This window comes from Corallococcus sp. CA049B (assembly GCF_003611685.1).
Taxonomy (GTDB): domain Bacteria; phylum Myxococcota; class Myxococcia; order Myxococcales; family Myxococcaceae; genus Corallococcus; species Corallococcus coralloides.
The window spans coordinates 80,092-100,628 of the sequence record NZ_RAWC01000003.1 but is presented as its reverse complement, the minus strand read 5'-3'; the positions used below and the strand labels follow the sequence as shown (position 1 = coordinate 100,628).

At 71.1% G+C, this 20,537-nt stretch carries 17 protein-coding genes; 1 reads left to right on the top strand and 16 read right to left on the bottom strand.

What is annotated here, in order from left to right; all coding sequences use genetic code 11:
- Positions 1-429: 429 nt before the first annotated feature.
- Positions 430-1,458: a toprim domain-containing protein gene (locus D7W82_RS01435; RefSeq protein ID WP_158617552.1), complete on the top strand. Its 1,029-nt coding sequence runs from the start codon at positions 430-432 to the stop codon at positions 1,456-1,458.
- A 9-nt stretch (positions 1,459-1,467) separates the two neighbouring features.
- On the opposite strand, the gene D7W82_RS01430 is transcribed toward D7W82_RS01435, so the two are convergent.
- From D7W82_RS01430 to D7W82_RS01355, 16 genes are all read right to left on the bottom strand, one after another.
- Complete coding sequence (locus tag D7W82_RS01430) at positions 1,468-3,330, bottom strand: DUF6519 domain-containing protein (RefSeq protein WP_120616586.1); 1,863 nt, start codon at positions 3,328-3,330, stop codon at positions 1,468-1,470.
- Between the two features lie 32 nt (positions 3,331-3,362).
- Complete coding sequence (locus tag D7W82_RS01425; RefSeq protein WP_120616585.1) at positions 3,363-4,979, bottom strand: phage tail protein; 1,617 nt, start codon at positions 4,977-4,979, stop codon at positions 3,363-3,365.
- The gene (locus D7W82_RS01420) at positions 4,976-7,867 is read right to left on the bottom strand and encodes a baseplate J/gp47 family protein (RefSeq protein WP_120616584.1); all 2,892 of its coding nucleotides are present in this window, start codon (positions 7,865-7,867) and stop codon (positions 4,976-4,978) included. The genes D7W82_RS01425 and D7W82_RS01420 overlap by 4 nt, the downstream gene beginning before the upstream one ends.
- Positions 7,864-9,057, bottom strand: a complete 1,194-nt coding sequence (locus D7W82_RS01415; RefSeq protein WP_120616583.1) for a hypothetical protein — start codon at positions 9,055-9,057, stop codon at positions 7,864-7,866. The genes D7W82_RS01420 and D7W82_RS01415 overlap by 4 nt, the downstream gene beginning before the upstream one ends.
- The gene (locus D7W82_RS01410; RefSeq protein ID WP_120616582.1) at positions 9,050-9,460 is read right to left on the bottom strand and encodes a GPW/gp25 family protein; all 411 of its coding nucleotides are present in this window, start codon (positions 9,458-9,460) and stop codon (positions 9,050-9,052) included. Before D7W82_RS01410 ends, D7W82_RS01415 begins: the two co-directional genes overlap by 8 nt.
- A gap of 16 nt (positions 9,461-9,476) precedes the next feature.
- Complete coding sequence (locus D7W82_RS01405) at positions 9,477-10,298, bottom strand: phage baseplate assembly protein V (protein ID WP_120616581.1); 822 nt, start codon at positions 10,296-10,298, stop codon at positions 9,477-9,479.
- Positions 10,295-11,425 (bottom strand): phage late control D family protein, encoded by a 1,131-nt coding sequence (locus D7W82_RS01400; protein ID WP_120616580.1) that lies wholly within the window; start codon positions 11,423-11,425, stop codon positions 10,295-10,297. The genes D7W82_RS01405 and D7W82_RS01400 overlap by 4 nt, the downstream gene beginning before the upstream one ends.
- Positions 11,426-11,429: 4 nt before the next feature.
- On the bottom strand, positions 11,430-11,720 hold the full coding sequence (locus D7W82_RS01395; protein ID WP_120616579.1) for a LysM peptidoglycan-binding domain-containing protein: 291 nt from the start codon (positions 11,718-11,720) through the stop codon (positions 11,430-11,432).
- Complete coding sequence (locus D7W82_RS01390) at positions 11,720-12,367, bottom strand: hypothetical protein (RefSeq protein WP_014394729.1); 648 nt, start codon at positions 12,365-12,367, stop codon at positions 11,720-11,722. The genes D7W82_RS01395 and D7W82_RS01390 overlap by 1 nt, the downstream gene beginning before the upstream one ends.
- The gene (locus D7W82_RS01385; protein WP_120523669.1) at positions 12,361-12,633 is read right to left on the bottom strand and encodes a hypothetical protein; all 273 of its coding nucleotides are present in this window, start codon (positions 12,631-12,633) and stop codon (positions 12,361-12,363) included. The genes D7W82_RS01390 and D7W82_RS01385 overlap by 7 nt, the downstream gene beginning before the upstream one ends.
- The gene (locus D7W82_RS01380) at positions 12,627-13,949 is read right to left on the bottom strand and encodes an ATP-binding protein (protein WP_120616578.1); all 1,323 of its coding nucleotides are present in this window, start codon (positions 13,947-13,949) and stop codon (positions 12,627-12,629) included. Before D7W82_RS01380 ends, D7W82_RS01385 begins: the two co-directional genes overlap by 7 nt.
- Entirely contained in the window at positions 13,946-14,980 is a 1,035-nt protein-coding gene (locus D7W82_RS01375) for a DUF4255 domain-containing protein (RefSeq protein WP_120616577.1), read from the bottom strand. The genes D7W82_RS01380 and D7W82_RS01375 overlap by 4 nt, the downstream gene beginning before the upstream one ends.
- A 1,037-nt stretch (positions 14,981-16,017) precedes the next feature.
- Positions 16,018-16,818: a hypothetical protein gene (locus D7W82_RS01370; RefSeq protein ID WP_120616576.1), complete on the bottom strand. Its 801-nt coding sequence runs from the start codon at positions 16,816-16,818 to the stop codon at positions 16,018-16,020.
- Positions 16,818-17,327: a phage tail protein gene (locus tag D7W82_RS01365; RefSeq protein WP_120616575.1), complete on the bottom strand. Its 510-nt coding sequence runs from the start codon at positions 17,325-17,327 to the stop codon at positions 16,818-16,820. The genes D7W82_RS01370 and D7W82_RS01365 overlap by 1 nt, the downstream gene beginning before the upstream one ends.
- 24 nt (positions 17,328-17,351) lie before the next feature.
- On the bottom strand, positions 17,352-19,319 hold the full coding sequence (locus tag D7W82_RS01360; RefSeq protein WP_120616574.1) for a phage tail sheath C-terminal domain-containing protein: 1,968 nt from the start codon (positions 19,317-19,319) through the stop codon (positions 17,352-17,354).
- Positions 19,320-19,572: 253 nt separating this feature from the next.
- Complete coding sequence (locus D7W82_RS01355; protein WP_147439172.1) at positions 19,573-20,535, bottom strand: hypothetical protein; 963 nt, start codon at positions 20,533-20,535, stop codon at positions 19,573-19,575.
- Positions 20,536-20,537: the final 2 nt, after the last annotated feature.

Here is a 20,537-nt window from a genome sequence, read left to right as displayed (position 1 = left end):
TTGCTCCAGCTCAAGGTCCGCCTGGCCACCCCGCTACGAACAGCTTGGGTGACCCGCCTGCGATCCATTACCCCGGTCCGTTACAGCCGCTGGCGGCGCTTCCTGTCGGACCGCCTGTGCCTACCCAGTGAAGCGGGCGTCGCGAGGATCAACACCATGGATGGGAGGTCACCCACCGTGTAACTTGAGGACATTCAATCGGACCCCGATAAGTGACCGCGAGCGCGTCCCACTTCAACGCGCCGACGTCGAGCCAATCGCATTGATGAAACACGGCTCCTTGGGTGAACGGAGCGCGCTTCGCGGCGAGTTTGTCGTCGACGAACGAGGCGGCGGATGTCCAGTGCTCCGGCATGTCACGGGCGTCAGTCCCACGCATTCGCGCGAGTCACAGGGCGTGAGCGCCATTCCCGCGCTATCCTGTCATTCATGAGCCAGACCGAGGCGCGCGAAGTGGAGAAAGCCTTCCAGCAGGCGGCCCGACTGGAACGCGAGGAACTCCATCGGTGTGTCACCCTCGCCGCATCCCATTTCCAATCGCGTCTCTGGGACGATGAGGAGGGACAAGCCGCGAGGGATTACATCGCCTCGCGCGGCGTCGCACCGGAGAGCGCCCGGGCCTTCGGTCTCGGCTACGCATCGGCCTCGGGGACAGCGCTGGCGGAGACACTCGCACGCGAGGAACTCCTCGACGCGGGTGACCGTGCGGGCGTGTTGCGCCATCCGAGGGCGGGCGACCGCCACACGGACTACTTCAAGCGGCGCGTCATGCTCCCGTTCTGCTCCCCGGAAGGACAACCCCTCTCATTCATCGGACGGGACCTCCCTCCCCATCAGCGAGTCAAGTACCAGGAGACCCGGAACTCCTCCATCTTCATCCGCAACACGACGCTCTTCGGGCTGAACCACGCCCGCGACGCCATCCGCAGCGAGGGCTCCGCCATCGTCGTCGAGGGAGGCTTCGACTGCATGATGCTGCACCAGGCCGGCTTCCCTAACAGCGTGGGCCTCATCGCCACCACCCTGAGCACGGCCCGGATCGACTTGCTGCTCGCCGCGGGGGCCCGCGAGCTGGTGGTCATGTTGGATCCAGACCTCGGAGGCTGGCGAGGCATCCAGCAGAACAGCGACCTGTTGCTGCGCTATGTCCCGAGGACTCGCGTGGTGCAGCTCCCCGGCAAGGAGGACCCGGACGAGTTCATCCTCCGCGCCGGAGCCGGGGCCATGCGCCGCCTGCTCTCCGAGGCGCGCCCTCTCACCGACTACCTCCTCGCCACCGCCCTGCCCCAGGGGCGCGGCGCCTCCGCCTCCGAGCGGAAGAAGGCCATCGAAGAGCTCTCCCCCATCTTCCTCCGGCTGCAGGAGGGCCCGGCACGCACGGCCCTCCTGGAGGCTCTGGCCTCGCACTCCGGGCTCTCAGGCCCGGAGCTGGAGTCGTTGCTGCGCCCCCAGGGATGAACCCGGGGCCTACCGCACGTCGAACAGGCGGAGCTGCACTTCGACGTTCTCGGCGGAGGCGTTCCTCACGTACAGCTCATTGGAGCTGCTGAACCCGGGATAGAGTTCCACCTCGATTTGCGCGTGGATCGGCCCGCTGTAGGAGAAGTAGATGTCATCCTCGTTTCCCTGAGGGATCTGACGCTTCAGGCCCATCGCGACGAGCGGCGGCTGGGTGAAGAGGGGCACCGACTGCGCCCACGACTCGTCGGGCTCCAGCGTGAACGTCCACTGGTAGAGAACCGAGGGGTATTTCGCATCGTGGTGGTGGCTCGTGGAAGCGAACGTCGCGTTCGCGTCCGCTCGCGGGTAGTAGCGCGCGTCGTGGTCCGTGGAGGCCGACGCCACGTGGGTGTTGAGGTGGGTGACGAGCTGGGTGAGCTGGCTCCGGACCGTGCCCGCCGTCAGGTTCTTCGGCGCGCCGGTGATGGCCGCGCTGCCAATCAGGCCCGAACCATTCGCCGCGGAGTTCGCCTTGTTCAACACGGGGATGAGCGAGCTGAGCTGTGACTGCACCGTGGTGCCCATCACGTCCGCGTGCGCCTCCGTGCCGACGTAGTTCGCCCCCGAGTCCCCCACGGACGGCGACATCAGCCGTGTCAACGAGGGGAACCCCAGCGTCCGCTCCGACGTGAAGACGCCCGACCCGATGACGCCCAGCTTCACGTAGCGATGGAGGAGCCCCACGGGCTGCGCGCCGCTCAGGAGCTGGTCCCCCGCGGCATCCTGTTCGCGCACGGGCGCCAGCCAGTAGTCCCCGGCGACGAAGGTACGGCTGGTGGTGCCCCCTCCCGTCAGGGTGAGCGCGAGCGCCAGGTCCTGGAGCTCCAGGTGCAGCACGCCGTTATCGATGCGCACGTGGCCATGCACGCCCTGCGCGTTGGCCGTGGACAGCGGCGCGCCGCGATCCCTCCCTCCGCTGACGAAGGTCCAGACTCCCGTCGTGGTGTTGCGCGTCAGCGTGCACCAGCCGTCCCACCTGCGCACGAACGGGTACGTGGCCGCGTCGGGCACGGAGACCGGGTAGCCCTCCTTCAACAGGCCGCGCGAGGGGAACCCCGCCGGGGGCGTGCCAAGGTGCACGCCCAGGTGGCGCTCCGTCGCGGCGTTGTAGAACTCGTAGAGCCAGTCGTTGCCCTGGTAGTCCTGGGGCACGCGAGGCCCGTTCGCGTAGGCCTCGGCCGCGTTCTCGCTCGACCACTTCAACGTGAGCTCGCTGGGGGCCGTGGGCGAGCCCTTCACGTCGTGCACCTCCAGCCGGAAGAGGTAGTTGCCCGTGAACTGGGCGGCGGGCCCCGTGCCCCCCACGCGCTGGGACAAGGTGAGCGGCGCGTTGCCCCGCCCCGGGTTGACGAGCGGGTCCGTGGGCTGCTGGCCCGCGGGGCAGCGCTTGATCTGCAGCATCACCTGCGTGCGGGTGCACGTGTCCGCGCCGTGCAGCCCCGGGTCCTGGAGGTTCGGGTCCTCCAGGAATAGCACCGGCCGCTCCCAGACGTCCGCGTAGAAGCTCTCGCCCACCGCGGGTGCCCCCGGAGCCAACGGGAAGTCCGGCTGGGTGGCGTAGGTGAAGGGCGTCGTGCCGGGCAGCGAGGCCATCAGCCCGTCCGCGTAGACGCTGCCGGGCGTCATCTGCAGCGTGTTGGAGATGAGCAGCTTGCCGGTGGCGGGGCCGCCGCTGCCCACCACGTCCCGCAGCGCGCTGGTGACGCGGTCGTTGATGATGGACACCAACTCGTTCCAGTCCGCGTCGGTGAGCATCCGCCCCTGCTGCTGGTAGACGCCGGAGTAGCGCTTGGAGGAGTCGTGGGAGTCGCGTGAAATCTGGGTCTTCATGATGAGGAACTCCGCAGGAGTCGAAGCGGGAATCAGGTGGAAGGAGGCGTGACGACGGGCAGGGCCAGGCCGAGCCGTTCGTCGGGAACCAGGATGGCGCTCATGCCCGCGGGCAGGGATTCACGGAGCCGGGCGAGCACCGCCTCGTCGCGCAACGCATAGCGACGGTGGCGGTAGGCCCCCAGCTCCCCTCCATCCTCCGCGCCGTCGAGCAGCCTCGCGCCGCTGTCGCTCGCGAGCACGCCAGCGCCGGGGGCTCCGAAGGCGGTGGCGCGGAAACGGGGCACCTCGCTCGTACACGCGTACGCCTCCGCGGGCTGCCCCTCCACGGTGTACGCCGCCAGCGCGGCCTCTGGCAGCCGGCAGTAGCGGAAGCAGTTGCCCTCCCCAGGGCGGGGAATGACGGAGCCCGCGAAGATTGAGTCGTTGGCGAAGCACCTCTCCACGTTCATCGTGTCGAGCACCGTCACGCTCAGCAACGTGATCAACGCAGTGCTCTCGATTGAACCCAGGAGGCTGTCCTCCACCGTCGCGCCGACCACGTCCAACGTGCCCGCCTCCAGCAGGAGGTCGCCGATGGCGGAGCGGCGGACGACGAGCGCGTTCCCCAGGTTCTTCGACACCATCCCCGTGACGATGGAGTCCTCGATGACGTGCGCGGTATCGGGAACGTCGATGTACACGCTGCCCTGGACGACGCAGTTGCGCATCACCAGCGGCCGATTGCCGACGATGACGTCCACTCCCTCTGGCAGGACGAGGTTCTCGAGGACGTAGTCGCCCGACTCCGGCTCGGGCGGCAGGAGCCCCTGACGGCGCCGGGGCAGCACGCGCGACGGCTCCGGGGGCACGGGCAGCGGACGCGTGTCTCCGAACTCCCAGCCCGGAGGGAAGAACCCCACCCTGGGCAGCGTGAAGACCGCGACGCGCTTGGGGTGGACCTGTCCCTGCCGCGCGGAGGGCCGGCGCAGGTCCGGCGTCCGCCGGGAGACGTCGTCGAAGTGGCCGGGCGCCGCGGGGATGCCGTGCACGTTCTCCTGCAACGGCGGCAGCGACGAGCCATCCCCACGCGGCGGCAGCGCCACCTTGCGGGACAGGTACCGCAGGTCCACCGTCGCCGCGGGCAGCGCCGGGTGCCGTCGCGCTGGCGCCCCCGCCGGCAGTGGCAGGGCCCCGAGCGACTCCGGCGGGAGCAACGGCTGTCCCACGCGCGGCGTCACCGCCACCCGCCTCCAACCCTCCTGGAGGTAGACAGGCTCGGGGGGCTCGCTGCGCGGGTCCTCCGTGTCCCACGCATACTGGCCGACATCCTGGGCGATCTGGGCCACCGACCCGGGCGTGCCCTTGCGCTGGCGCAACGACACGGCCTGGGACAGCTCACGCCGCTGCTCCGGCTCCGCGGGTGACAGCAGCTTCACGTCCAGGAGCTCCGCCAGGTACGGCAGCGTCCAGCCCTGGGCGTCCGGATGGTCGGGGAACGCATCCGCCAACCGCTGGGCCATCACCCCGCGGACCAGGTCCAGCACCTCGCCACAAGCCCCGAGGTAGTCGCGCAGGTCGCCGTTGTCGCGCGTGCGGTACACCTCCGGCAGCAGCCCGTAGAGCTGCGCGCCGAGCCCGCTCCCCGTTCCCCCGCTTCCCGAGCTCACAGTGAGTACTCCTTGAAGCGCACGGACAGGTCCTGCCCCTCCGGCGCCAGGTAGACGACGTGCGCGCCGGACGGCGCGTCCTTGCGCTGCAGCCCCGGCACACCGGCCATCACACAGATGGAACTCTCCACACCCGTCACGGCCTCCACCACCTTGTAGACGTCACTGAGGTACAGCGCCTGTCCCAGCCCCCGGTGCCGCAGCGACAGCGCGTCCAGCAGCGCCGCCCGCACCGCCTGCACCACCGCGTCCGGGTTGAAGGCCCGCGTGTCCACCTCCACCTCCACGTCGAGCGTCACCGGCTCGCTGAGATAGCGGGAGAGCGACACCTCCACGCCCGGCAGCGCGTGGGCGCGCAGGAAGTCCGCCAGGGACTCCTTCAGGGGCCCCAGCTCTCCACCGTCCGAGGGCACCACCACCACCTCCACCCGCTCCATGCGGGAGCCGGGGTTGCGCTTGAGCAGCGCGCGCGCCTGCCAGACGCTGCTGTGGCCCATGGCGAGGCTGGCGAAGTCCTCCGTCGACACCGCGCGCTCCAGCGTCAGCACCGTGGCGGGCGCGGTGCGGCGCAGCGCCTCCACGTCCTCCATGTCGTTGCCCCCCGAAGCGGGCAGCGGCTGCTCCACCGCCTCCACCAGCGCATGAGGCCGGCTCGGCTTCGCGAGGCTGCCCGGGGGCAGGTTGCCTCGCAGCCCCGAGCCCGCGCGGAAGCCCACCCGCACGTTGTTCGCGCCCGTCGGCAGCCGCCGGCCGTTGCGCCCATCACCGAAGACGACCGCCAGCTCCCCGTCGCGAACCAGGCGCACCGTGTAGTGCGGGTCCGTGGGGCCCGACTCGCGCAGGCTCTCCACCGCCTGCCAGCGGCGGCCCGCCACCTGCACCTCCAGGTCCGCGCGCACGCCCGACGCGCGCGTGGAGTCCGCGACGAACGAGAGGCCGCGCTCCCGCAGCACGAACGCCTGCCCGGTCTGGGTGGCGTCTCCGCTGCCCAGCACCTCCTCGGGCTTGCGCTCTCCGTGCCCCACCAGGACGACGTTCGCGTGGAGGACCAGGTTGTCCACCGTGCTGCCGGGAGGCAGCGGGTCCACCAGCGCGACGAAGCCCTCGCCGGTGCCCTGCACGCGCGTGAGCAGCGGCGGCGCCGTGCCGCCCTCCTGCCGCACCACCACGGCGCGGCCGAACGTCAGGCCCCGTGGCACCGTGTCCAGCGGCACCTGCGTGCCGGACAGCGGCGTGGCGTTCTCGTCCCAACCCACCAGCCGCGCCGCATCCTGGAAGCGGCCGTACACGCGCGTCTCCGCGCGGGGAAACTCTCCCCCGCCCCGGCCCTGCCAGCCGTCCACGGGGACGAGCTCCGTGCGCCCCAACTCAGCGTTGTTCGCCACCGAGGCCAGCCGCCCCCACGAGGACTGCACGCCCGTCACCACCACCGCGAAGTCCCCCGCCGCGAGCCCCTTGGGCTTGTCCGCCCACAGGGTCCGTGGCAGCAACGACGCCGAGTCGTCCGCCATCAGGAAGGTGTCCACCTCCCAGCCCCCCGCGGACGCGGGCGGCGGCGCCAGGAAGGACTGCGGGTTGTAGAGCGACTCCTCTGTCTCTCCCTCACCGCGCCGCTGGGTGAGCTTGAGCAGGGTGTAGCCCCGATTCGCCTCCTCGGAGGTCTCCACCGGGACCTCGGCGGCGGACACCACGTGCACCTCGTACTCCCGCACCGGGTCATCGAAGGCGCGCGGGTCCCCCAGCGTCTCCCCGTTCAAGCGCTGCCAGGCACCGGGGACCTGGACGAAGTACGCCACCGAGGGCGGCTCGGTCGAGGTGATGCTCCGCTGCCCCATCTGCCGCGCCACCGGCACCACCACCGGCCGGGCCAGCACCGCCTGCGACAGGGCCAGCTCGCCGACGCCTCGCTCCAACCCCACCTTCTTCCCGTCCACGGCGGTGACGCGCCGGTAGTAGCGCCGCTGCCCGTCCGACACGGTGACGATGTCCCCCGCGAGCAGGCCCCGCGGCTCCACCGCCAGCCGCAGCGTCAACCCCACCGCGCCTCCCGTCCGCAGCGGCCCCTGGACCGGCAACCGCTCCTTGGGGCGGACATGCACGCGCGTGCGCCCGAGGGTGAAGACGTTGCTCGGGAGCGTGGGGGTCACCCGCAGGGTCGTGGTCTCCGCCTCCTGGAGGACGCTGTCCACCACGAAGGCCACGCACCGCCCATCCACCTCGCTCTCGAGGACGACGGGCTCCCCCGCGTTGATGCCGGAGAGGCTCCCCTCCAACACCAGCTTCTTCGTGGAGTGTCCCAGCGCGTCCGGACTCACCCCGTGCCCCGCGGGCCGGAGCAGGTTGAGCTCCGCGTCCACGTCGAGGTCGTCGAGCGACTCGAACGTGACGGGCGCGCCCCCGTCCGGCGGCGAGTGCCGCACCGCGAAGCCGCGCCCCAGCCGTCCCCGCGTCCCCGCCTTCGCGTGCACCACCAGCGGCGTGAAGGCCGACGCGGGAGGCGACGGGTGGTAGTCAATCATCTCCACCAGCCGGCGCAGGCTCTCCCACTGGGTCGCCGTCCCCAGGTAGCCCTCGTTGGCATAGGCATCCACGTGCTCGGTGAGGACGTGCGTCGCACGCGCCAGGGCGCGGGCAATCTCCCAACCCCAATCCGGCACGGAGGCACGCGGGGCCTCGTACTGGGCCACGAGCCGCGCCTGCCGCTCGGACTCGCTCTCCGGAACCGGAGCCTGCATCCCGGGCCAGCGGACGGACGCCTCCGGCCGGTTGAAGCGCTCGTCCAATCGCGCGCGGAGCTCCTCGAGCAGCGTGGCCGCGTTGGCGTCCACGTAACGGATGCGCCGCAACCCCGCCCGGTTCCACCGGGTGATGTCCGATGACTTGCTCACCCTCGCCTCCCGCCCTGCAGGTTCAACGTGTACGAGCCCCGCTCCGGATGGGCCGGGTCGTTGTCACACGTGGCCAATTCGATGCCCTGGAGCAGGATGCGGCCGGTGGCGACCTGGTCCAGGTAGCGCGCGCCGAAACGCTTGAGCTGATCCAACTGCACCGTCTCCACGCCCTCCAGCGCGGTGAGCGTCTGGATGAGGTCGCTGGCGTTGACGTCCTCGCCGAAGCGCAGCCGGCCCGGCTCGAAGAACCCTCCCGGGCCGCGCCCGAGGGCCTGCTCCACCGCGGAGCGGACCTCGGACTGGAAGTAGTCCGGCCCCACCTGGACGGTGAACGCCAGCTGGATGCCCACCGGCACCGCGTCCTGGAGCTGCACCTCCTGGCCCATCATCCGGTACGTCTCCACGTAGCCGCCCAGCAACGTGCGCAGGGTGGTGTCCGGCCAGTGCGGCGCATCCAGCCCCCGCTCGATGTGGAAGCGCTCCACGCGCTTGCGCAGGTCCGCGGGCGTGGTGGCCGCCGCGCTCGTGCCCTCCACGGCATCCAGCACCCGGTCATTCCACCCGATGATGGCCACCCGCACGACGGTCCACGAGCCGCCCCACTCCAGCGAGGCCTGCGCGTGGCGGACCAGCGGGTGCTCCTCCAGCATCCCGCCGTAGTCTTCCACCGTCACCATGCGCCGCTGGACGTGCAGCTCGCGAGGCCCCGCGCGCCGCGCCGCCTCCATCAGGAAGGGGTTCGCCGCCCAGGCCTGCTCCAGCTCCGCCCTCGCCCCCGCCCCATCCGCCGCCGGGTTGGTGCGGATGTCTCCCGCGGCGAAGGCCATGCGCTCCGCGTCGTAGCCAATGAGCCGCAACAGCCGCCGCACGGACTCCGGCCGGCGCGCGGTCTCCAGGAAGGACTCGGCGGCGACCCGGTCCGCCATGTCCGACAGCTGGTCGAGCACCGCCGACAACAGCTCCACCAGGACGACCTCGATGTCCGCCGCCGTCCAGCGCTGGCGCTCCGGGAAGCGCGCCGCCAGCTCCTCCATCATGAAGCGGCGGAAGCCGTCGAAGTCGCGCACCTGCCAGTCGAAGTCGTTGCCCACGTCCGGGAGCGGCCGGGGCAGTCCCCGCACCACGCGGCGGCCACACCCCGGCAGCCCGGGCTCGAAGATGATTTCAGGCACGGGCGTGTCAGCCACCGACGCCTCCCACCGCGAAGAGCTGCTGCTGGGCAACCCCCAGCGTGGTGAGCCGGTAGCGCACGACGAGCTGGAGCTTCTCGTCCTCGCCCGTCACCTCCAGCTCCAGGCTGCCCGGGTCCACCTCTCCGCGCAGCGCGTCCGCCAGCGCCGCCTGCATCCGCCGCCGCGTCACGTCCCACAGCGGCGTGCCGTTGGGTTCGAACACCAGCATCTTCGCCCCACCCCCGAAGTCCGGGCGGAACACCCGCTCCCCCGGCGTGGTGAAGAGGACCTGCTCGATCTGCTCCCGCACGTGCTGGCCGCGCCGGCTGATGGCCGGCCCCTGCGCCTCCACGCGGAACGGGAAGGCCAGGCACGGTGGGTCCCCCAGGCGCTGACGCTGATCGAATGGCTCGCTCATCCCTCGTCCCTTTCCCTCACTTCGTCATCACCGACGTCGACAGCGTGCTCATCTCGCCCTGGGGGATGGGCGGCGACGTGGGGCCCCCCGGCGCCGACGAGGTGTGCACGTGCGTGGCGAACAGGGTGAGGAAGCTCTGCCCCTTGATGACGGGCTCCCCGCCACTGCCGCCCAGGAGCACCTGCGTCCCCTCCACCACCACCTGCTGGCCCTTCACCTTCACCCCCGAGGACGCGGTCTCGATGGTGTTGCCGTGCGCGTCCTCCACCCGCACGCCGCTGGAGGACAGGACGAGCGAGTTGCCGTGGCTGTCCTCGACGCGCAGCTCCTCGCCCTCCGCGTCCAGCACCACCGTGGCGCCCTTGGCGTCCGTCAGCGCCACCGTCCCCTTCGGGTCGATGCTCAGCGCTGCCCCCTTCGGGTGGTGGAGCAGCACCGCCTCCTCGTCCTTCGCGTCGTCGAACCGCAACACGTGGCCCGCGGGCGTGCGCAGCAGGCGCGTGGTGGGAGGCGTCTTCGCCGCGTCCTCCGGCACGTCCTCCTTCTTCTGCCAGAACGTCCCCGTCCAGATGGGCCTGCGCAGGTCCCCCTCCTCGAACTCCACCCACACCTGGGCATCCACCTCCGGAATGGCGAACCAGCCATGTCCAGCGGCGCCACCGAAGGGCACGCAGGGCAGCGCCCAGGGCGAGGGCTCGGAGCCCAGCACCGACGGCACCCGCAGCTTGAGGCGCCCCAGTCCTTCCGGGTCCTGGTTGTCCACGACGAAGCCCCGGTACTTTCCGAAGTACTTGTCGCGCGTATGCCGGACGAGCTCCGTGAGCAGCTCTGGCGTCACAGGAGACCTCCCAGCACGTTGAGCGCCCCGCCCCCGAGGTTGTCCCCATAGGCATTGCGCAAGAGGCGCAGCCCCTGCCGGTAACCGTCGTGAGAGAAGACATGCGTGACGGCGTCCACGTAGTAGATGCCGCCCAGCCACTCACCGACGCCGTCCACGCCCACGGGCTGGCCCACCTTGAGGACATGACCGTAGGCCGTGCCGTCCAGCTCCCCTTCCGCGCGCACGCGCAGGGAGAAGTCGTTCACCTTGCGCCGGGCCCGGGCGAGCAGCTCCTCCTCGTCCACGGCCCCCTCGCGGGTGAGCAGCCACGTGAAGTCGCGCCCCTCATGTCCACCGTGCGCCTGCCGGGTCCCGAGCAGCGGGAGGTCCGGCGTCACCTCCTGCCGGCGAGGCTCCGCGCCCGACAAGGGGGCCAGGTCCACCGCCACCGTGTTCGGGCGGTGCCCGTCCGTGGTGACGCTCAACGCGCGGCAGTGCGTGTCCAGGCCCGCGTAGACGCGGAGGGTCGGCTGGGGCTCTGCGTCCAGCCGCATGGGCCCGAAGTAGATGACGCCCCCCCGGACCAGCAGCTCGTACCCGTTGGCCTCGGCCCGGGCACGCAGGAACCGGATGTCGGTGGAGTCCTGCGGCACCACCAATCCGCTCAGGCCGGCGCCGCTGGTGGGGTCCACCGCCAGACCGTGGCGCGCGGCGATCTCCGCCAGCAGCACGCCGTCCGACGTCGGGACCTCCGCGCCCCACACGCGCCGCACGTGCTCGCGGTCCATCGCCAGCGATTCGTCCTGGCAGGACACCGTGACGCGGGCGGTGCCCATGTCCTCGGGGTAGTCCGCGCGCACCTCGCGCACGAAGCCCCGCAGCACCTCCTCGGTGCGCTGACCGAAGCGGGCCTCGATGAGGATGGGCTCCCAGGGGGCCAGGACCTCCGCGTCCTGCACCGTCCAGCGCCCGCTCTCGTCGCGGCGCGTGTCGAAGACGAGCGTCGCCACGCCGACCCGGTCGCGGCTCAGCTCCACCCTGGCTTCGCGCAGGAACGGATAGAGCGAGGTGATGGGACGGCCTCGCACCTCGATGGAGCACTCGACGGGTGCCCGGAAGCGCTCGCTGAACAGGTCGGCCAGCATGGCGCTATTCCGTGGCCCGGGGGATGAGGATGACCTGGCCCACGAAGCTGTCGAGCGTCAGGTCGCCGCCGAAGAGGAAGCCCGGGTTGGCGTCCAGGATGCGCCACCACAGCCTCGCGTCGTTGTAGTAGTGGCGCGCCAGCAGATCCAGGCGCTCACCGGAGCGGACCACGTGCTCCAACACGCCAGTGGCCGGGCCGATGGCGCGAGGCCTCACGCCGCGGAACACCTCCCCCAACACCGGGTCCTCGTCGAAGGCACGGGCCTTCGCATACCGCGAGTCACGCGGGAACATCACAGCACCCCCTTGAGCAGGTCCGCGGTGAGCCGGCCGCTGTTGACCGCCGCGCCCACGAGCTGACGGGCCTTCTCCCGCAGGTAGAACGGGTTGTTGCCCTCGATGACCTGCAACGTGAGCGACACCGTCGCCCGGTAGGCCACCAGCGATGGCAGGAAGTTCGTCTCCTCCACCCGGACGGACGTCAGGAACACGGGCAGCACCTGGCCCCCCCAGACGAACAGCAGCACCGACGCGAACTGCTCGCGCTGGAAGGCCCGCTCCGACCCGAGCCCCAGGCTGGCCAGCAGCTGGAGCCCTCCCGGCCCCTGCGACTTCGGCTCGACCAGCGTGCGCAGCGTGTCCAGCTCCGGCTGGATGCCCAGCGTTGCGGCCACCGCGTCGCCTTCGTGCATGCGATCGGTGGCGTCCAGGAGGATCTCCAGCGTGAATGACTCCGGCTCGACCGACACGCCCTGTGCCACGCGGGGCGTCTCCGTGGGCAGCGCGAAGTCGTAGGCCCCGCGCAGCCCTGGCGTCCCCGGCGTGCGCAGGGTGAGCGTGCGCGTGCGCGAGAGCGTCCGCGGATTGAAGTCGAACACCAGCGCCAGGGGAGGCACGGACAGGCCGTACTCCACCAGCGCGCCCCTGCTCACCCTCACCATCCGCGGCCTCCTTCCTCTTCGACCCGGCCAGTCTCCACCGCGCCCCTGACATGCGAGACGAGCGCGTGGGCGATGCGCGAGGCCACCTCCCCATCCGGCAGCGACAGGTCCACGTGCAGCGACAGGTGCGCGGAAGGCACGTGGTGCGTCCCTTCATCCACCACGTGCACGCGGGACAGCTCGCGCGCGACGAGCCGGACGAGCGTGTCCGCGCGGCGCTCGAAGCCCGCTGGCAGCCGCAGGTGCAACGCGTCGATGGTCAGCATGGCCCCAGCTCCTTTGGCAGGTGCTTGCGCAAGGGCCCCAGCTCCGAGGCGGACACGTCGCGCCCCTCCTTGCCCAGCTCGCGCCACACCGCGAGCGCGAGCTCCCGCATGCCGATGGGGGTCCCCGCGCCCGCGGCGAGATAGGCCGCGTGCAGCGCGGCGTTGCGGATGCCGCCACCGGACAGGCTCACCGCCGAGCCCAGCACCTCCGGGTCCACCTCCGGCGACAGCGGCGCGCGCGGCGGCAAGAGCCCCCGCCACAACCTCGCCTGCGCGCGGGCGTCCGGCCGGGGGAACTCCACCACCACCTGGAAGCGGCGGGCGAACGCCGGGTCCAGGTTGCCCTTGAGGTTGGTGGTGAGGATGCACGGCCCCGTGTGTTGCTCGATTCGCGCCAGCAGGTGGCTCACCTCCTGGTTGGCGTACCGGTCGCGGGCCTCGCGCACCTCGCCACGGCGGCCGAAGAGGCTGTCCGCCTCGTCGAAGAGGAGGATGACGTCGCGCCCGTGGGCCGCGTCGAAGAGCTTGCTGACGTTCTTCTCCGTCTCGCCGATGTACTTGCTGACGAGCGCGCCCAGGTCCACGCGGTGCAGCTCCCAGCCCATCGTCGTGGCGAGCACCGAGGCGGCGAACGTCTTCCCCGTCCCGGACGGGCCGGAGAACAGCGCCACGGGGCCTCCCATCGCGCGGCCGCCCCACTGCTCCACCACCGTCTCGCGATGCTGGAGCCACAACAGGAACTCCCGCAGGAGCGCCAGCTTCGCCTCCGGCAGCACCAGCTCCTCCCAGCGCGCCGTGCCCGGCACCCGCAGCGCGCCCGGGAGCGACAGGGGCGGCTCCGGGGCTCCGAGCAGGCGCGGCGTGAGCCCCCGGCTCGGCCGGATGGGCGAGTAGGGGCCTCCCTCGTCGCGCTCCAGCAACCCCAGGCGCCGCAGGGGCGCGTCCTCGGACAACACCGACGACAACCTCGCGCCGTCCGCGGGCTGCAATGCGAGCAGCTCCTGGATGAGCGCCGCCGTGGGGTACACCGGCTGCGCCGCGCCGGGCTGGAGCTGCTGGAAGAGCCAGCCGACGCGAGGCTCCATCTCGGGCGCCACCGCGCAGGCCAGCACATCGTACTCGACGGGGGCGAGCTGGCTCGCGCGGAGCCGGCGCCACGCCGAGCCATCCTCCCGGGCCCCCCGCACCCGCGCCTGGGCCTCGCGCAGCCGCTCCAGCACCGCGTCCTCCAACGGCGCGCCCTGCCGCAGCCGCGACAGGCACTGCCCCAGCAACTCCACCCGCTCCACCTCCGCCCGCAGGGGCTCCGTGCTCATGCGCCACCTCCATGCAAGGTGACGAAGACGGGGTTGCCCCGCGCCTCGAGCTCCACGCCCTCCGGCCCATCCGCGGCGCGCCGGTAGCGGCGCACGGCATAGAGCACGGCCTGTCCCGCATGGTCCGAGAAGGGCAGCGGCACCGGCACACGCGACGCGGCGGGCGGCTGCTCCGGATCCACCTCCAGCACGGCCGGCGTCATGTCGACCGCCGTGTCCACCGTGCGCCACCCCAGGGTCTGGTCCCAGACGTCCCAGCGGAAGTGCACGCTCGCGCCGTCCGCTCCGGCCACCACGACCTCTGGCGTGAAGCCTGCCAGCTCCGGGCTGCCCACCTCGAACACCAGGCTCTGCGTGCAGGTCCCCGCGCGCACGAAGCCAACCTGCGGCGCCCAGTCCTCCAACCGGGGGTCCACCCTCAGCCGCGCCAGGGGCGGCGTCCAGGCTGGCACCGCCGGCACCGGCCCGCGGTGTGTCCCCGGCTGCACGTGCGCCCCCACGGACACCACGCGAGGCGCCTCGCGCGTGCGCGTGCGCGGCACCACCGGCACGAGCGCCACCTCGTAGGCCACGGACGGCCGGTAGACGACGTCCTTCTGCGTGGACCAGAGGCGGTTGATGTCATCCAGGCTCAGCGGCTGGAAGATGAGCTGCAGGCGGACCCCCTCGCCGGAGGCGTCCAGCGCGTCCATGACGGGCTTCTCGTGGAAGAAGCGGATGACCTCGCCCAGCAGGCGCAGGTCGTTCTCCCCCGCGCTCACCGTGTCCTCGGCGGCGGCGAACGCCGTCACCAGGCAGTGCACGCGCAGGAACCAGGGCTGACCGGGCAGCACGTCCGCGCCCATGGGCGGTGGCTCGAAGCGGTGGAAGAACAGGTTGACCCGGTGGTCCGTGTCACCCACGGCGGGCGCGGCGGCGGCGGGCGTGCCAATGGGCACGCGGACCGTCTGCCCCTGCAGGCGGAAGCTCTCGCGAACGAAGTCCGCCAGCGAGCGGCAGGCCACGGAGACCGAGGATTCAGGCAGTGCCATCTCAGGCGTTCCGGAGGTAGTGACGGTTGAGCAAGTCCGAGCCCTGGCCCGGAATCGCGGAGGAAGACGCGGGCGCGGGCGCCGGCGCGGTGATGACCACGTGCACCTCGCCGATGTGCACACGGGGCTCCTGGAGCTCGCGCCGCGGCGGCAACGCCGGAGCGGTCCCTCGCGCGGCCTCTCCTGGCGGCAACGCCGGAGCGGCTCCACGCGCGGCTTCCCCTGGCGGCGGAGCCTGTCGCGCGACGTCCCGGGGAATCGCCCGCGCCTCCCGCTCGGCGGCGGGCGCGCCCGGCACCGGGCGCCGGGCAGAAGATGGAGTCTCGGACGCGGCGGCCCCGGGCACGGCGCGCCCCTCCGGCGCTGGGGCTTCTTGAACGGAGGCCCCCGGTGCCGCCGGCCCCGGGGACCGGCTGGACGCGGCCTCCTGGGGCGCGGGCATTGAGGGCCCCCGAGCCTCCGGAACACGCGGAGGCACGGACGGCACGAAGGCGGGAGGGGTGGCGGACCCCTGTGGCTTTCTCCTGAGCAGACCTGTCGAAGCCAGAGGCGGAACGGAGGAGCGCTCGGTGTCCTGGGACCTGCCTTCTTCCAACCCCGCTCCACGAGGAAGCGACGTCAGTCCGGGCACGCCTTCAGGCACCTCAAGCCCACCCGCCCCACGTGACTTCACGAAGGCCGGTTCGGGTAGAACATCAAGGCTGTCGGGGTCGTCGCCGGTCTCCCGGTCCGGTTCCCCACCAGCCTCCACTGGAACTCGGACGGCACCTGCCAGGATGCCGCCCTGCCCCTGAGGGACCACTGCGCTAGCCACCTTTCCCAGACCTCGACCTCCGTTTCCGGAGTCAGGCCTGGCCTCCCATTCATGGTCCGCGGACCGGGGGGCGGGCACTCCGCCCCACGCAGGTGGTGCTTCCCCGACGACCTCGGACACAGGTGTGTCCTCCCGCTCGTCCAGCGGTGCCTCGGGCACCCGGTGCGGGAGCGCATCGGCAAGGATGTCAGCCAGAAACCCCATCGCGGACTCCAAAGTCGTTTCACGTCGTCACACCCGCGCCCCGTTCCACGAGACGCAGGTACCGCCGCCGCCGGTGCCTCGGGAGCGCGAGGATGTCCCGCTCGCTCCAGTGGTACGTCGACGCCAGCGTGTGGACCTCCTCCAGCAACGCCTCCGGGTCCAGGGACAGGCACCCATACGGGTCCACCTCCACCTCCCGCACGTCCCCGCATGCGGCACAGGGCGCCCGGACCCGCGTCACCACTGCTGGAGACACCGCCTCCAATGCCTCGTCGATGCGCTGCACGTCCGCGGCATCCAGCCGCGTCACGTCCCACGTGGAGGCGTCCAGCGGCTCCGCGCAGCGCGCCAGCAGCGCGTGCGCGTCCATCCGCCCTTCCTCCACGACGGCCTCCTGGTCCGCGCCCGCGGGCACGCGGACCCGGACCCGCCCCTGCCCCGTCTCCACCTCCGCGAAGGGGAAGCCCTCCCCCGCCTGCTTCACCGGCAAGCGCGACACCGGCAGCTCGAAGTCGAACCGCTCGCCGCACGCGCCGCACACCACCGTGTGCCACGACCGCTCCAGGCCGAGCAGCCGCTCCAGTCCCCGCATCAGGAACTGGCGATCCGCGACACACAGCTCACCCGCGAGCACCCCGTCCACCGGAGCACCGCCCACGTGCTCCAGCGCCGCCGCCAACACCCGCGACACCTTGCGCGGCAGCGACCCGCGCCCCCGCGCCAGCTCCGCGAGCTCCAGCTCGAGGACTCCGTCCGGTTCGCGGAAGGAGAACTGTCGCCGGAGCGCTCCGGCGCGGAGGAGTCCACCTGGCAGCAGCATCAGGTCTCCGCGGGCTCGGGCACGCTCGTGTCACGCTGCCAGCCCTCATGCTGGAGCGTGAGCGTCTGGATGCCCACCGCGCTCATCGCCTGCGAGTCCAGATCCGGCAGCGCCTGGTACTCCGACACCCAGGCCCGGAGGATCTTGTAGGAGATGGCCACCTGCCCCTGCATGTTGAGGACGTTGATCACCAGGTCCTTGCGGAAGTTCTTCAAGGACATCGCCGCGTCACCCTCGACGTTGTTCACCAGGGCGGCCCAGGCCTCGAACACGGGGTCATGCGTCAGCCCCTGCTCCAGGGTGATGGGGTCGTAGCTGGTGCCTCCCGGCAAGATGCGCTCGTGCGACGGGTCTCCCCCCGTGCGCCACTTGATGGCCTCCGTCTTCTTCTTCAGGGCGCCCATCTTCTTGAGCCCGGCCACCGGACGGCCGTCGATGAGCAGTTGGAACTTGAAGGTCCGGTACGGATCGTGTCGGTGCGTGTTCACCGTGAACATCGGTGCGGCCATGTCTCATCACCTCGGTCGGGGGACCTACTGCTGGAGCTTCTGCTGGATGCGGACGATGACGAACTCGGCGGCCTTGAGCGGCGCGAACCCGACGACGACGATGACCTGCCCCCGGTCGATGTCTCCCTGGGTCATGGTGTCGCCCAGACCGCAGCGGACGAAGTACGCGTCGGAGGCCTTCTCGCCCTGGAAGGCACCGGCCCGGAACAGGCCGTCCATGAACGAGCCGATGTTGGTGCGCAGCGCCGCGTGCAACCGGTGGTCATTGGGCTCGAACACCGCCCACTGGATGCCGTTGTAGACGCTCTGCTCGATGAGGATGGCCGTGCGGCGCACGGACACGTAGCGCCACTCCGGGTCCGCCTTGGTGGCCAGCGTGCGAGCTCCCCAGATGACCGAGCCGAAGTTCGGCAGCGCGCGCAGCGCGTTGACGCCCAGCGGGTTGAGCTGGTCCTGCACGCCGTCATCCACCCCGAACTCCAGGCCCGCCACGCCCGTCAGCCCCGTCTCCACGCCCGCGGGCGCCTTCCACACGCCCCGGCGCGCGTCGACGCGCGACCACATGCCCGCCGCGAACGCCGATGGCGCCACCTTCACCGTGGGGCTCTTCGTGCCCGGCGCCTCCGCCTTGTAGAAGGGGTTGGCCACCTTCACCCAGGGGTAGTAGGCGACGGCATAGGTGGACGTCGGCAGCTTGAGCTGGTCCACGCGCGAGGCCGACGTCAGCTCGAAGCCAGGCTCCGGGTCGACGATGAGCACCCGGTTGCGCATCTCCTCGCAGTGCGCGAGCGCCGCGGCGACGGCGCCGTTGCCCGCGCCGGTGCTCGGCAGCGCGTTGCCCGGCAGAACCACCGTGGTGATGTCGCGGATCTTCCTCAGCGCGCCACCGAAGACGGCCTGGAAGTCCTCCGGACGGGGCGCGTTGGCCGCCCCGCCCGCGAGCTTCGCCGTCGAGCTGGCCTCCACCGACGCGGGCGTCAGCATCACGGCGCCGTGTGCCGCGGTGGGGCTGGAGGCAGGGTCCAGCCTCATCGCCTTGGCGAGCGTGGGGCCCGAGCCCGTGTCGTAGACCTCCACGGAGGCGTACGACGACTTCGGCGACGAGAGCACGAACTGGCGCGTGGCCGTTTCGTAGGTGCAGGTGAAGTCCTTGAAGGGCGCGTCCGTGCCGGAGATGCCCCGCACCGCCTGCTGGATGGCGGCGGCCACCTTGTCCGCGTCCGCGGCCGCGTCCGTCCCCCCGAGCGCCAGGGGCGTCTTCAGGACGGTGAAGTTGCGCGTGCCCAGGGCGTCCAGGTTGATGCTGAACGACAGCTCCTCCGGGAGGCCGAAGGTGGTGAAGTAGTTGGCGGGAACCGCCGTCGCGTGGAGCGCCGCGCCCGTCAGCTTGCCGAAGCCGGCCAGGTCCTTCACGGTGCCGTTGGCGAACTCGAGCCGCACCGGCGAGGAGTCGCCGTTGACCACCGACAGCGCGTAGCTCGGTGAGCGCTCGTTCATGGACAGGTTCGGGAAGGACAGGTCCGCCTTGAAGCGTTGCAGCCCGTCCACCAGCTCCATGTGGCCCACCTCGAGCGTGAAGGCCGGCGCCGCCGTGGAGGCCGAGCGCACCACGCGATGGTGGAGGCCGTTGCCCCAGGCTCCGGGGCTGGTAGCGCTCAACTTGAGCACCGGGTCCGGCGACACATCCGCGTTGTCCAGCGTCGCGGTGGCCGCCACGGCCCCAGTGGGGTCCGCCACGCGGGCGATATACGCGTCCTTGCCGCCGTTCTGGTAGTAGGCCAGCACCGCGAAACCCATCACATCCTGCTCACTGCTGATGGCCCCGAAGGTGCGCTCGTACTCCTCCAGACTGTGCACCAGCACCGGCGTGCCCAGAGGGCCCCGCGTCGCCGCGCCCACGAAGGCAGCCAGCGACGTGGCGACTCCTTCGATAGGCTTTGCACCGCTCGGAATCTCCTCCAGGTAGACACCTGGATGCAGATAGGTCGCCATGCCACCTCTCCTTGAAATGAATATCAGACGCCCGACCTGTCAGGTCATGACGCAAGTCGATCGGCGCAACTCGCGCCGGGTCCGTGTGTCGATGAGGCTTATATCTGGGGGGTCTGACACGTGCCCAACACTCCCCCGACAATCCACCAACTATACGCGCCAGCCTTTATGCCTTGGCTTTATCACGGCGATTTTCTCCAAACCCCCTCAAGTCTGTCTTTCGACCTGGCCCAGGGTTTGAATCCAGCCGGATTCATCCGGTGATTTCGTGCCACCCGCCGGAGCCACGACCGAATACCAGCCCGGGCCCCTCCCCCAGGAAGAAGACGGCGCGGCCAAGCGCGTTGAAGAAATCCATGCCGGTCGCGCCCACGCCCGACGACTCCAGGTCCCCCTGGTTCGCCTCGACCCACCGGAAGGGCGAACCGCCCGACACCAACTCGATGGCCGAGACGGGACATGCGAGGGCCTTGGAGATGGCGACGACGCGTGCTTCGTCGAAAACGCCCGGGTGGCGCAGCTCGACGAAGGAATTCTTCGTGTTCGGTGTCCGTCCCGCGCGCCACCGTCCCCCCGGAGCGAGCCGTCCGGCCACGGCGCTCCAGTCCGACGCCTCGACCTTCGACAACACCAGGAGGCTCTCGGTTGGCAGGGTCTCCAGCACATAGTCCGTGACGGGAGGCGCCACCTCCCAGTGTCCCTCTTCGAGGACTTCTCCCAAGCGTAAGAGGGAGGACACGGAGTTGCAGAAGTTACCGAAGCGCTCCTCGTACACGCTTTCCAGGGAGGCGCCACCGAGGAGCAGGTGGGGCGGAGGAGCGCCCAGCGCGATGCGCGGGAGGCCGACGTCCTCGAGGGACACCTCCATCGTGCGCCCGGAGAAGAAGCTGGCGAGCCCCCGGCGAGACAGGGAGTCATACAGATCCATGCCCACCACCACGCCATCCACCACCGAGGACAGCGCCCGGAAGAAGTCGAGGTCCCAGCTCTCGGCGGGTCCGTCCTGGAGGGTCAACGCCGTGCCGCCTACCGCGGTGGCGCGGATCACCCGCCAGGAGAACCGCCAGGGGCCGCTCGTGGGGGAAGGCCCGGTCCCGTGGCGCCACTGCCGTGAGTGGATGGCCCTGCCAGTCTTTGCCAGGGCCTCCGCGAGCCGGTCCGCGGCCTCGGCGGTCCCCACGCCCGGCGCAAAAGCTTTGATGAAGAGTCCCGCCATCA